Here is a 14,379-nt window from a genome sequence, read left to right as displayed (position 1 = left end):
TTATCGAACACCTTTGGAAGTATTTTTGAGTTACGTAAGTATTGATGATTTGTCTAACTTAATTTGACAATTAAGATCTAATAAAAAAATAATTATCTATTGCACAGATACTACTTAAATCTTTCCCTAGGGAGGTGAAACAATGTTATTACGACAAATGCGTTATTTTGTTTCGGTGGTTGAGAATAATAGCTTTACAGAAGCAGCTGAACAGGAATTTATCTCACAATCTGCAATCTCTCAACAAATTCAATCATTAGAAACAGAATTGGGCACTGAATTATTTATTAGACAGCATCGAAAGTTTCGTTTAACTTCATCTGGGGAATATTTCTATCAAGAGAGCCGGCAAATATTGAGTCGAATTGATCGAATTATTTTGGAAACCCAAAGAATTGGAAGCGATGATGCTCATCTTAGAATTGGCTATTTACAAGTTTATGGAGGACCTGTTTTACATCAAGCGATTACCGAATTTTCAGAGAGTTATCCTGAAGTAGTGATTGATTTGATCCATGGGACACATGAGGAACTTTATCAAGAGTTGCTCCAACAAACAGTTCATTTGGTTTTGAGTAATCAAAGAAGGGCTTTTTCAAAAGACTATGTCAATCTTGAACTCATTCAGCCAACAACGTTTATTGAGATTTTGCGGCGTAATCCTTTAAGTAAACAAGAAGTAATAAATGTAGAAGATCTTTCAGAAATTCCTTGTATCTTGATAACTTCGAAAGATCAATTGGAGCATGAAGAAGCTTTTTATAAGGATACCTTAGGATTTTCAAATCAGTTCATTTATGCTGGAAATCTGGAAGAAGCTCGTCTGATGGTTGCTAGTAATCGTGGATTTTTACCACTTGAAAAAATTGGTTCTCAACCATCACCACTTTCAGCGACGACTAGAATTCCTGTTCAAAAAGCTGGTAAACCGATTATCCGAAAATACTGTGCGTTTTGGAAAAAATAAGGTACCAACTATTATGTAAAAGAATTTGCTAGAATGTTAAAGAAAAATATTCAAGATAATACTAAACAGGGTCTTTCGTGATGAAAGGCCCTGTTTTTTTGGTGCGCCCTGCATGGGCAATAACTTGGCGGTGAAAGTCCGTTACAGGCTTGGCAGTAGGAACTGTTAGTGAAAGGCAAGGTGGCAATCGCGAGGTTGTAGCTGAAGGAAGCCGGACGCAAACTCCTGAACTGACGAACAGAAACTGGATATAAGGCAGAATTAGGTCGGATAAGTCTGCAAGACAAGGCGAAGTCTAATACTGCCTGAAACCTATACAGTAAATCCAGCAGTTATATGGGAGGAAAGTTATTGCTCTTACCGGGGGAGGTCTTACGAGGGTGTCGTGTAAGTTGAATGATAACGAGCCAGCACAATCTTAATGGTGACATCAGGATGAATCGTAAGAAGTCATCCGAGGTCATAGTAGTAGCCATCTGACAGGCTATGAAGGACTGAACAATAATAATCTTGAGAAACTTAGGAGGTGTGAGAAGTGCGACAATCGCAGAAAACAGAACGATCTGACTATCGTCAAAAGGATAGTGTGGAACACGAAAGATATGACGAAGTGCGTAGCACTTCTTGCTACTGCAAAATTCTGTTTATCCAATTTTAATTCAATGTATTGTTATATAGGTTCTTATTGTTTATAATTATAACAAAGTAGAGCAAATTCAACGATGGAGGGGTTAAGATGAATAGGAAAACGATTGATCAGTTTGAAGGGTTGAAAAGAGTAATGCCTGTGATTATGTTAATTGTATTGCTATTACAATCAGTATTTTCACCAGTCATATCAGTTGCAGAAACAATCGATACCCGGGAAGATAAGAATAGTGCTGATATACAGGAGGTGAAGCTGATTGATAACGAGGAAGATTCAGCAAAAATTAATGTTATGTTATTGTTGCATAATACAACAGATACTGAGCAAACTTATGTCTTCAACACCAACTTACCGGTACAAATAGAAAAAGATACAGAAAAAATAGAAGGAGTTACAGTTACTACAATAGATAATAAAATAGAAGTAAAAACAGCCGCAACGACTAATCGAGCCTTTACTTTGAAACTAAGTGTTACTAAAGTAGGTAAAGATGATCAAACTTTCACTGTGACTGGTGTCAACGGAACTCAGGAAATTTTAGTTCCTGGTCAAGTACGCGAAAGTGAAACGAAAGCAACGACAACAAAAGAAATAACTGCTGGAGACAATGGAGAGTCTGACCAGACAAGCACTACCTCAGAAAGTTCAACGAGTGAAGTGAGAACCACAACTGAAAGTGAAACGGCAGATTCCACTGTAGCTCCTGAAGGGAAGAAAGCTTCTGCACAAGCAGAACCTCGCAAGATCAATGATTTACTCCATGATGGGGATAGCCTTATTACCGGTGTTGATTTAAAGATCGATGATAAATCTGTTGAAGAGGGGCAAGTCATCAATCCAGATGCCATGATCGAATTGCTTTATAACTGGACCATTCCTGAATATCTTTTAACAGGCGATGAAAATGGCCTGCATGCCGGTGATTATTATGAAACAAAATTACCGGAAGGAATTCAATTCTCTAATGTTTCCGGAAGTCTTGGTGATTATGGCACTTATGAAATCAAAGACGACGGTACCCTGCGTTTAACGTTTAATGATAAAGTGGAATCCGAACACGACATCAAAGGAACAATCTCCTATATGCAATATTTGGATACTGATGAGAATGCAGGAAGTACAACCATCATTTTCCCAGTTGACGGGGGCGACAAAGAGTTTAATGTCGTTGTCAAGCCTGAAGGTGGTCAATCCATCAGCAAGGCAGCAACCAATAATGTCAAAGAAAGTAAAGTCACTTGGGAAGTTTCCATCAATACGAATTTGGAAACCTTAAATAATGCAACGGTCACAGATCCGATGCCTGAGGGCCTAAATTTAACAGGAGTTAAGGTGTATCGTCAAACCGTTGATAAAAACGGTAAGGTCGTAAGTGTTGATAAAGACCATCCTCTAATCGAAGGAAAAGATTATACCAAAGATGGAAATGTCATCAAATTTATCAACGACTATGCCAAAACCAATGATTCTTTCCAACTCGTTTATGAAACAACGGTGAAAGATTCTGCTATTCCAGCAGCAGGCGGCGATGTTAAATTTAATAATACGGCCACATTAAAGGATGATAACACTGACGAACAAAGTGCTAAAGCCGAAACGACGATGACCTATGGTAAGTTGATCGACAAGACTTTTGGTAAAACAGACGATGACAATTACGGAACTGTCTATAAATGGCAAATCAAATACAACTATGGCAATAAAAACTTGCCTGCCAACTCACATGTAACAGATACTTTAGGCAATAAAAATCTAGAATTCATTCAAGATTCCATTGTGGTCAAAACAGTTTCTGGAAAGACCTTGGAAAAAGGCAAAGATTATACGGTGATTTTTGATGGTCAATCAATGAAAGTCAACTTTACCAACGGAATCGATGAAGCAGTCAATATCGATTATAAGACGAAATTCAATAAAATAATCGATGATGATGTAAAAGGCGATGAAGCGAAATTAACTAATTCCGTAAAAACCGATACTGGTTATGAAGCTGGCAGCGAAGGTACAATTAATACAGATGGCTTAGTCAAAGAAGCCAATATTGATTACGACAAGCGGAAGATCAATTGGACGATCACCATCAACAAATTCAAATACGAAATGGCTAACTGGTACCTGGAAGATACCCTTTCTAAAAATCTCACTTTAGACCCAGACTCCATTGTTTTAAAGGAACAAGGGGGTAAAACTTTAGTCAAAGATATTGATTACAAAGTAACAATGGACGGTCAAAAATTCAAAGTGGAATTTTTGGGTGATTTGAAAAAAGACACGGATAAGACCTATGTTTTAACTTATACGACTGATTTTGCTCGTCGTGAAGGGGATTTAAGCAACGGTGCTAGTTCCCATTGGCAAGATCACAGTGGCGATAACCATACCAATACGACAGAACATAAACCAAACATCAAAAATGAATATAAGGCCGATGCAACTAAGGGTGGGGCTTATAATGCACAAAATAAGCACATTACTTGGACGACAAAAGTCAACTATACTCAAGATGCTTTGAAAGGTGCAATGATCACTGATCCGATTATCGGTAATCAGGACTATGTGGACGGGTCGGCAAAATTGTATGAAGTGAAGATCATTGCCAACGGAAATGTTAGTCGTGGTGCTGAAGTGACAAATGCAGATATTGCTTACGATTCCGCATCAAAAACAGTCACGGCAAAATTACCGGATGGCAATAAAGCCTACGATCTCGTTTTTGAAACATCTTTAGAAGGAAAGGTAATCGATCAGTCACAATATAAAAATACAGCGACCTATAAAAACGGGGCTACCTATCAAAAAGACGTTACCGCAACAGTCAACGTGAAACACGGCAATGTCTTTGTTGATAAGTCTGGGAAACAAGATCCAAACAATGCCAATTATGTAACTTGGGCAGTGACCATCAATCCATCGCAATCAACCATGAGTAATGTAGTGATTACCGACACTCCTTCGATTAACCAAGTGTTGGCGGAAGATTCCTTTGCAATTTATGGAACGAAAGTCGATCAAGCTGGCAATATCACCAAAGATGCCAGTGTGGTATTGGGAAAAGGCAAAGATTATACTGTAGACATTGAAACAAATAATGAGATCGGCCAACAAGTGGCTACCATTAAGATGAACGGGACGATTGATAAAGCTTATATCATGGAATACAAAGCCTTGATCATGCCAGAAAATAACGGCGAAAATACCTTGACCAATAAGATTTCGATCAAAGGTGACGGACAAAAAGAAGTAGAGGGCAACACAGAAGAAAGTACGAAAGTTGTTGTTTCTATCGGAACCGGAGAAGGATCAAAATCCTCTGTCAATATTGTCAAAGTCGACGCTGATGATAATAAGACTCCTTTAAAAGGTGCCGAATTAGAACTTTGGTCGGTAGACAAGGATGGTAAGAAGCAACAAATCGTTCGTTCGGGTGTAACAAATAAAAAGGGCGAATTGAAATTTGGGAACTTGCGTGCAACGAATTATTTGCTGGTTGAAACAAAAGCTCCTGCTGGATATACGATCAGTGATGAGCTGAAAAATGGCAAAAAAATTAAATTAGAAGCAGATAAAGAAGGACAAGAAGTCGCGACTCTAAAGATTGAAAATGCTGTTCCAGAAATCTCCTTTAATAAAGTAGATATAAAAGGAAAAGCTTTAGCCGGTGCTGTCTTTGCGATCAAGAATGAAGATAGTCGCTATTATAACGGACTCAAAGCGGATAAGACCGTGAAGTGGGCCGAACGCGGCGAAATTTCAGCGGATACCAAAACAGCTTTAACGTCAGATGAAAATGGGAAAGTAACCGTCAAAGGACTTCCGGTAGGGGAATATCAACTAGTTGAACTTTCTGCACCAGATGGCTATGAAAAATCGGATAAAACCATTGATTTTGAAGTAGTCAACAAAGATGGTCAAATTAAACTGAAAGATGCCATTGCTGATGTAGAAAACGAAGCTACTCACTTTGTCGATATTCCAATCGAAAAAGTTTGGAATGACAAGGATAACCAAGATGGTATCCGTCCAGTTAAAGTGACTGTGGAACTTCACGCTGATGGCAAAGCTAGTGGAAAAACCGTAGAATTAAATACCGAAAATGATTGGAAAGCATCATTTAAAAAACTAAGAAAAACTGATGCAAGCACCAAAGAAGAAATCAAATACACAGTTAAAGAAGTCGATCCAGACAAAAATTATAAGAGCGATGTTACTGGAACGATGACAGGCGGCTTTAAGATCACCAACAGCTATGCACCAAAAAAAACTGAAGTGAGTGTCAAGAAAGCTTGGGATGACAAAGATAACCAAGACGGTGTTCGCCCAGAAAGTATTAAAGTTCAACTTTATGCGGGGGATAAAAAGGTCGGCGAAGAAGTCGAATTGAATGCAGCCAACGAATGGACCACGACTTGGAAAGATCTTGACTTGAAAGATAAGGGTCAAACGATTGACTATACGGTCAAAGAAGTTGGCGAAACAAATGGCTACAAAGTAGAAGTTACTGGAAACGCCAAAGACGGTTATACATTGACTAACAGCCACACCCCAGCAACAGTTGATATTTCTGGCACGAAGACTTGGGAAGACAATGATAATCAAGATGGCAAACGCCCAAAGGCGATCACAGTTCGTTTGTTAGCAGATGGTAAAGAAGTAGATAGTAAAGAAGTGACCGCAGAAACCAATTGGACCTATGAATTCACTGGTTTGGATAAATATAAATCTGGTAATGAAATCAGGTATACGATTCAAGAAGTTTCTGTACCAGAATATTCATCTGAAGTTGAAGAATTTGATGTGACCAATACGCATACACCTGGAAAGACCAGTGTCAATGTGGTCAAAGCCTGGGATGATGCTGATAATCAAGATGGAGTCCGTCCAGATCAAATTAAAGTTGTCTTAGTTGCTGATGGTGTAGTAACTGATCAAGTGAAAACATTGAATGCAGCGAATCATTGGCAAGCAAGCTTTGCTGATCTTGATGAATACAAAGCAGGTAAGAAAGTCACTTATGAAGTGCAAGAATTAGCTGTTGAAGGTTATGAATCAGTGATCAGTGGTGATGCTAGCAAAGGTTTTGTTATTACTAACAGCCACACCCCAGCAACAGTTGATATTTCTGGCACGAAGATTTGGGATGACAATGATAATCAAGATGGTAAACGTCCAGATGTCATCACTGTTCATTTGTTGAAAGGTACAGAAGTTGTGAAGACAGTTAAGGTCACTGCAGACAATGACTGGAAATATGAATTCAAGAACATGCCAAAATTTGAAAATGGAGAAAAAATCCAATATAGTGTTGCCGAAGATAAGGTAGAGGATTACTCTTCTTCTATAAAAGGCTTTGATATTACCAATAGTCATACACCTGGTAAAGAAAATGTCAATGTCACGAAAGTTTGGAAAGATGATGATGATAAAACGGGAGTTCGCCCAGACAGCATTACTTTCAAACTTCTGGCAGATGGCAAAGAAACAGGTAAGACATTGAAATTGAGTGCCAAATCAAACTGGCAAGGAAGCTTTGAAGACTTGGATGTTTATAATAACGGGAAAGAAATCAACTACACCATTGAAGAATTACAAGTGAAAGGTTATGTTTCCAATATTCAAAAGATCGGAAAAACCACTACTTTTGTTGCAAGAAATACACTATTACCAACAAAAGAGAAGAAACCTGGCCCTGGTGGCAACAAATCAGGATCTGACAATAAACCAAGTAGTTCAGGTCGATTTCCACAAACCGGAGAAACTTCTGACTGGTTCATTTCGATGATTGGGTTACTGTTGATCGTTACTGCAGGTGCGATTTACTTGTTGAAATACAAAAGAAGAGCTTAATCAATCTAATTGGAAAGATCTCTTTTCTTTGTCAATAAGGACTGATGAGTTGTGCAAAATCAAATGGCTCTTTGTCAACTAGTGTTGTTTAGCAATTTCCTTATAATTAAGAAGGACTTCGGTTCTTCTTTTTTTGTTAACATTAAAGGAAGTATATCTTTTTGAAAGGATAAGAAAGCCTATGCGACAAGGTTCTTATCCCTTTTCATTTGTCTGATTTCTCGGTAAAAGAAGCCAATGAAAAAGAATCTTCTTCAAGCCATTTTTTTTTAAGAACATCAAAATTGGCATCGTTTTTTAGAACGGTATGGGCGACGAATTCGTCCAATTATTAAGAAGGAAGTAAAAAAATTCCGTGATTGTGGAGATCTTCGAAAAAGGTATCGTTTACTCGTTTGCGAAGGGTGTCACAATGAAAAACTCATTCCGTTGCGTTGTAAAGGAAAATTCTATCCGAGCCGTCCAATGGGAGAAAGCCAAAAATGGTCGAAAGTAACTGCAAATGATTTATTTCGAGTAGTTCATCGACATGTGATATTTATGATTGGTTAAGGATTCAGAGATATTTTTTTAATTGAAGAATATCGAGAAGAATTATTAAAAAGGTAGATTTTATAATAAACTTAGCCACTTCATAAAATAAAAAACATCATTACCCAATTTCATGTATTATTGAAGTTCCCACACAATCAATAAAGGATGAATTGTCCTGAGGATTTCACATATTTACGCAAAGGCAAACACCTTAAGTATCAGGAATGAAAAAAATTGAAGCTTGGAAATAATGTGACCGACCGCTATCCAATCGTGCAATCGCAAAATTACTCGACCGGCTCCTCAAACAATTCATACTGAAGTAAAAAACGGTACGGTCCGTCAAATTAAACGTCAAGTGCAAAAAGGAAAAACCTATGGCTATGAGCCCTTCGTTTATTCCGCCGATGCTGGTCAGGATTCTTATGAAAGAGCTCAAGTAAACTGTCGCAAACAACCAAAATGGGTTTCAGTCCCAGACTTCATGGCGTATGCTGATCATCAGATGAAGAAAGAAAAGTATTCACCCGATGTCCATGTGGGACGTGCAAAAAAACTGAACTTATTTCCCCATGAAGAGATTCCTTGCACGACAACGCTGTACAACTATATTGATCTTGGCTTAATGGAAACAAAAAATATTGACCAGCATCTCAAGATTCGGCGGAAAACCAACAAATCGCGAAACAGACGAAACAAAAAAATTTTTGGCGATCTGATCGAGAAACGACCAGATATGGTGGATAAACGGGAATGCTTCGGCGCTTTATCCCGAAGGGAACACGTATGGAACATGTATCCCTATCATTGATACGGCGTGTCCAAGACTGAATGAACACGTTACCAAGAGAAATATTAGGCTACGCCACTCTCCCCGTGAGTGTTTACTTGAAGAGATGTCGAAACTTGCGCTCACTGCCGCATGAGCTTGATGATGAGCCTCCTTGGCATGATGGTCTTTGGACAGTTCTTTGGAGTTAATCTCAGTACTTCTGCCCAATCTACTATGCGCAGTGCCATGCCCGAGCTCATTTTCAAGCGATGCTAGATAGTGTTTTAAATAGAATAACTAGTGAATTTCAATAAGTGGCTAAGTTCTACTTGAAATTTGCGTCTTATATATATAACAAATTTATGAAAAGCAAGATAAGATATTAGCTTTAACTGTTTGTGAGGCGTATAGACAATTTCTGTCTGTATGCCTTTTTTATTTTTGAAAAAAATTTAGTTTTTTCGAAAAATGCTCACTCCCAAATTGTAGTAATAATGGAAAGGGATAGAAGTAAAACGAGTTGAATGAATTCTTTGAGGAGGAAAATTTATGGGCGACTCAGGGGAAACCCACATTCGACACGCGTTTGACAGTTTTTGTAAGAAAGTAGTCCGCAACGAGGCATTAAACATTCAAAAGAAATACGCTAGATTTCGCCAACGTCAAATCTCAATGGAGATATTGAAACAAAAAGGACTGGGTACAGAGTTTTATTATTCAGAACCAAATATGAATAGTAGTGGTAGCTTTATTGTCCTAGGTATAAAGATTTTTATTTCAAATGAGGAGTTGGCAAATGCGATTGCAGCATTATCTAGTCTAAGACAAGAAATCATTTTGATGTCCTTCTTCATCGGTCTCAACGATCGTGAAATTGGCGATATTATTGGGAAAAGTCTCGGCAGTGTTTGGTACCAACGACAAGTGGCCTTGGAAGAGTTAGGAAAGTATTTGGGTGGCAATTATGAAGCAAAATAAACGATATATACCGTTTATACCAGTAGCTACTATTGAAGCCGCAGTCTCTGGTGATTCAATCGCCATGTCCATCGTTCTGTCAAAATATCAAAATTATATATCACGATTAGCCATGAAACCTGTCTATGAAGAAGAAAAAGGAATGGTTATGTACGTAGATGAATATATGCGTAGACAACTGGAAACGAAATTGATTGAGAAGATACTTGAATTTGACACAACTCGTTAAAGTATTTTTTCCCTTTCCTTTTCATTCTATGGAAGTTTTTTATCGGTTTAAAATAAAGGATTTCCATAGGCTGAAAATAGCCTAACGCTCTTTGATAAGTGAATAGTAAATCTATCAGTACATGTAGATTACGATTTTCTAGTAACGCCATGACTGGGTTATCCTTTGAGCGACAAATTTAATATAAAAATCATAACTACGATAATGAGACTTCCGTAACCAAATTGGCCCGCCATTACTGGGGGGAGGTGAAATTCCTATGTGCTTTGGCAGAGCAGCTGATAGATTAGAGAAACTACTATTTCCATATTTCGATTTTGGTTGGCATATTTTTCATGCCAAATTCTGTGATTTTAATAGCATCGGCAAGATTTAATTTTTCTACAGCCCTCTCTCCACTTTTAAGTTTTTTTACTGTACTCAAATTGATTCCTGTTCCGGATGCTATTGCATTAGCCGTAGATTTTTCAAGAATTTCTTTAATTATTTTTATGTCTGCAATTCCTTGTTTCATATTATTAATTCCTATTTTCTAGTCCGTTTTGATGGGATACTGGAGTGGTTTTTTACAATTTTAAGGGGGTACTGTGGTGGTCGTTTTGAATTTAATAGAGAAGGGTGATGGAGTTGGAAGTTAAAACAAATATTAATTCTCTGGAAATAGAGTTCTATTCAATTTTACAAAAAAAACTGGAAGATTACACGGAAAAATTGCTTGCAGTTAGTCATTTACCTCTGGTTTTAACGAATACTGATTTAAAGCGACTATTTCAGATAAGTGATAGCACATTGAACCGTTTAGTAAAACTTGGTGAGTTTCCTCCCTGTTGGTATGGGATTCGGGGACACTATTTTCGTGATGATGTTTTAGAATGGATGAGAAAGAGTGATTCAGATGATTATCGTGAAAAATTGCGACTTCTTCGATCTTTGTAAGTTATCTTTTCTTTCTAAGATGCGGTACAATGATTTCATAGATAGAAAGATTTCCAAAGGGTTTCTGCTTGTTGGGTTCCTTCAAAATAGGAGGAATCAATAAATGGAAAAAACAGATCGATTCAAGAAGCAAATCAGTTCTACTGGTAGGATCACATGGTACTTCCAAGCATATCGAACAACAAGACGTGGCTTTAAGTCAAAACGTGAGGCACAACTCGCCTATCTTGAAATGGAGAAACAACAAAGGCTTAAGAAAAAAATTGTTGCAAGCAATGACAAGTTTCGTGTTGTAGGTGAGCAATGGTTCCAACATTACCGTTCGTTAAATGAGCAAAAGCAAACAACCTATGACAAACGAGAAGAACAATTAAAAATTATTGTTCGATGGATTGGTGATAAAAAGTTATCTGATTTATCACCTGACTACCTTCAAGAACTACTTTTTACCTTAAAGGAATGTGGCGTTAATGGAACAAATGTTGGCTATGCCAAAAATAGTTTACAATCACTTATTCAAGTTCTGAATATGGTTTTCAAATATTGTCAAAGAAAGAATTTGATAAGTGAAAACCCAATGAAGTCTGTGAGAATGCCAAAATATCAGTTAACGGTAACTGATTTAAAAGAAGCCGTGAATAATATTGAGGACAAGTTTCTTACTGTCGATGAATTGAGAACTTTTTTGAATTATGGCATTGTTCATGAAGAGTTACCAATGTCTGTACTATTCCATGTTCTATTTTACACTGGTTGCCGTGTCAGCGAGGCGCTTGCTCTACAGCCTGGAGATATAGATTTCAAAAGAAATGAAATTCTATTCTATAAGCAAACGGCAGTTAAAGGTAAGAGCAAGGATTTTCGAATTGAAACTACTAAGACAGTTAGTTCTGCTAGACGAGTTCTAGTAACTCCTCTAGTTATGGAAAAGTTACAACAGTTGATTAAGGCTTTGGATGAGATGAGGCAACATTACAGGTTTACTATAGAAGAAACATATTTGTTTGTGTATCTTGACTCTAGTAAACGTGGTGTTCCTTATCGTCGAGAGTATGTAAATGATCACGTCAAACGGTGTGTGAATCGCTCGGGAATTAATAAGCCATTTCATACCCATTTAGCTCGTCATACAATGGCAAGCTTAGTAGCGGAGCACTGTAGCTGGGAAGTCTTGAAAGATCGCTTAGGGCATACTGACCAAACAACTTCGAAAATTTATCGCCACTTAACGTCAAATGAAAAGGTAAAACCTCTGATTGCTTTTAGTTCTTTAGAGAGTTAAAAAACGGTGAAAGCACTGGTATTACAGGATTCTTGAAAAACGATTTTTTAACAAAGTAGTCAATATGTAGTCAGAGGTAATAAAAATCTTTTTATATCAATACTTTAACGACTTTTCACAAGTATCAAAGAAATTCGTCGTTAATCTATTATTATCTGATGAAGCAAGGCCCTCGTGGAAACGAGGGCTTTTTCTTTTTTCTGAATTCTTAAAATCAGACATCCTTGTCTGGATTTGTCCTAGATTCCCCATGTCTGTGATGCATGTAGTCAAAAGAGGGCTAAAATTACAGTTTAAATTGCCGCCAAAAGCATGCGAGACTAATACGAGCCTCTGAATTTAGCAAGCGTTGAAGTAGCCTTACCGAGATGAGGGGGTTAGTGTTCATAGCGTTTCATGGCAATCAATTGCTTAGTAAGGAACTGGCTAAAGCTTGCGATTGAAAAAGTACAGTACAACCACTAAAAATGATCTGATCTGATATTCCTAAATAGAAATAGTAAAAAGCTGTATGAACGAAAGATCGTTCATACAGCTTTTATCCTTAATTCAAGTAAGACAGTTGCCCAATCAAGTTGTTCATTCGATGATCTTCGATTCTTTTACTTAATGCGCTTAAACTTTTGGTAGAAGGCACGTCTTCGATTACAAATAATTTTTTTTCTGGAATAATTGGAGTGGAAAAATTGGTGATATATAAATCAGAGATTAAGGACTCCTGGGCAACGTTAGCATAGACTTTTTCCGCTTGGATATCTAAAGAAATTTTCCCTGGATAATTATTTTTAAAGTAGTGAGCTAAAAGCTGTGCATGTTTAATACCTAAATCACTACAAACCTCGACTTTAACAGGCTGACGTAAGGTAGCTAATTTTTCAGGAAGATCGTTCCAATAAATAAATAGCTCAAATAGAATAGAATGATAATATAACGAGTACCAAGGAAAATGAACTTTGGCTTCCAATGTTTTGAGTGTTTTCATTAAGACTTTGCTGAAAACCATAAAGTCTCTTTGAATCGTTAAACTGTTGTAGAGTTCACGATTATACGCCACGTGTTTCTCATAAGGATAGACCTTGTATGAAGTATAGATCATCTTTAATAGATCGACGCATTCTATCCGACTTTGATGGGAAATAGTGATACCTAATGCTTCGATAATTGTAGTGATGGTGGCGTCACAAAGTCGTGTAATCCGATCTTCTTCTTCTTGATTGTCCCAAGCCAAATTAGGCCAGAAAATCGTTTGAATCAAGTCACATTGATCATGCTTACTTTGATGCAACTCCAAGTGAGCTAGCCCATGCGTGACGGATGGTTGGTAAAATTCCAGATGATTTTTAGTATACATAGTACGTTTTTGATGATTGAAAAAGCCTTGCTCTTGGCGGATCAAGCTAACAGCAAGCAAAAAAGAAAATTCGGTTTTTTGAATGAAGGTTAAATTTAAGTTGAAGGATTCGTTTAAATAATTCGCAGCTTTCACTATCGCTGCTTGATTTAGTGGGAAAGGCCAATCGTAGACATCATAGACTTCAGTAAAGTAACTTGCCATGAAAATTCGGAGTTGCCGTTCGTCGTGGCCAATCAGACGTAGCTGATTTCTATCGATTTGAAGACCACGTTCACCTAAGCCTTCATTTAGCTTGACGATGCGACGATAAAGGCTGGATGAGCTGAGGAAGAGTTCTTTTTCTAGATCGGTCCGCAACTTTCCCGGCTGAAAAAAGAGCAGCTCCAATAATTGAAAGGTTGGCGACTCTTTAAGAATCGCTGAAAAAATTTCGTGTACCGAATGGTTGTCTTTTTCCGACAAGCGAAACTCACCGGAAGCACTTTTCTCGATTTGAACGATATCGCCCCATTGATCTTCAATTTCTAGACAGTCACTTACCACCGTTTTTGGTACGGCATTCACACTTTCGGCTAGTTGTTTGATGGAGACATAATTATTCGCTGTTCGTAGAATCTGGATGATATTGATCTGACGATTTTTAGTTGAGGATAATGCGTGTCTCATGATAAGCCTTCTTTCAATGGATTGATATTATTATTATAAAGGAAAATATGTAAATTTAAAATAATTATGTTAGTGATTAAGGATTTATTTTGGTAGCGTCAAGAATTATGTGTAAATGGAAAATCCATTCCGTTAATTACAGTTAAATCATTGACTCTAATGTATCCT

8 protein-coding genes and 2 pseudogenes are annotated in these 14,379 nt (G+C 37.4%); 8 read left to right on the top strand and 2 right to left on the bottom strand.

The features are described from left to right. The first annotated feature begins 142 nt into the window (after nt 1-142). The 6 genes and pseudogenes from FFM67_RS12010 to FFM67_RS11985 all read left to right on the top strand — a co-directional run bounded on the left by FFM67_RS12010 (nt 143) and on the right by FFM67_RS11985 (nt 9,973). Entirely contained in the window at nt 143-967 is an 825-nt protein-coding gene (locus FFM67_RS12010; protein WP_204768433.1) for a LysR family transcriptional regulator, read from the top strand. A gap of 736 nt (nt 968-1,703) precedes the next feature. Continuing rightward, nucleotides 1,704-7,460: a Cna B-type domain-containing protein gene (locus tag FFM67_RS12005; RefSeq protein ID WP_137614776.1), complete on the top strand. Its 5,757-nt coding sequence runs from the start codon at nt 1,704-1,706 to the stop codon at nt 7,458-7,460. A 237-nt stretch (nt 7,461-7,697) separates the two neighbouring features. Further along, nucleotides 7,698-8,009 (top strand): annotated as a pseudogene (locus FFM67_RS12000) (transposase zinc-binding domain-containing protein); the annotation flags it as partial. A 150-nt stretch (nt 8,010-8,159) separates the two neighbouring features. After that, a pseudogene (locus FFM67_RS12620) lies at nt 8,160-8,920 on the top strand (transposase). Between the two features lie 395 nt (nt 8,921-9,315). After that, complete coding sequence (locus FFM67_RS11990; protein ID WP_061724774.1) at nt 9,316-9,744, top strand: sigma-70 RNA polymerase sigma factor region 4 domain-containing protein; 429 nt, start codon at nt 9,316-9,318, stop codon at nt 9,742-9,744. After that, nucleotides 9,731-9,973, top strand: coding sequence for a helix-turn-helix domain-containing protein (locus FFM67_RS11985; RefSeq protein WP_002335627.1), 243 nt, complete (start codon nt 9,731-9,733; stop codon nt 9,971-9,973). The genes FFM67_RS11990 and FFM67_RS11985 overlap by 14 nt, the downstream gene beginning before the upstream one ends. A 298-nt stretch (nt 9,974-10,271) precedes the next feature. Here FFM67_RS11985 and FFM67_RS11980 read toward each other — a convergent pair whose 3' ends face one another. Then, nucleotides 10,272-10,487, bottom strand: a complete 216-nt coding sequence (locus FFM67_RS11980) for a hypothetical protein (RefSeq protein WP_016613890.1) — start codon at nt 10,485-10,487, stop codon at nt 10,272-10,274. 107 nt (nt 10,488-10,594) lie between these two features. On the opposite strand from FFM67_RS11980, the gene FFM67_RS11975 reads away from it, so the two are divergent. Both FFM67_RS11975 and FFM67_RS11970 read left to right on the top strand, forming a co-directional pair. Further along, a complete protein-coding gene (locus FFM67_RS11975; protein WP_069017661.1) occupies nt 10,595-10,909 on the top strand; it encodes a helix-turn-helix domain-containing protein in 315 nt (104 codons plus the stop codon). Nucleotides 10,910-11,012: 103 nt separating this feature from the next. Beyond that, the gene (locus FFM67_RS11970) at nt 11,013-12,191 is read left to right on the top strand and encodes a site-specific integrase (protein WP_061724772.1); all 1,179 of its coding nucleotides are present in this window, start codon (nt 11,013-11,015) and stop codon (nt 12,189-12,191) included. Between the two features lie 544 nt (nt 12,192-12,735). Here FFM67_RS11970 and FFM67_RS11965 read toward each other — a convergent pair. Continuing rightward, a complete protein-coding gene (locus tag FFM67_RS11965; RefSeq protein WP_137614775.1) occupies nt 12,736-14,211 on the bottom strand; it encodes an AcpB/EbpR/MafR family transcriptional regulator in 1,476 nt (491 codons plus the stop codon). Nucleotides 14,212-14,379: the final 168 nt, after the last annotated feature.

Source organism: Enterococcus viikkiensis (genome assembly GCF_005405345.1).
Taxonomy (GTDB): domain Bacteria; phylum Bacillota; class Bacilli; order Lactobacillales; family Enterococcaceae; genus Enterococcus_A; species Enterococcus_A viikkiensis.
Note: the sequence above shows the minus strand (reverse complement) of the source record. Positions and strands in the feature narration are given on the sequence as shown.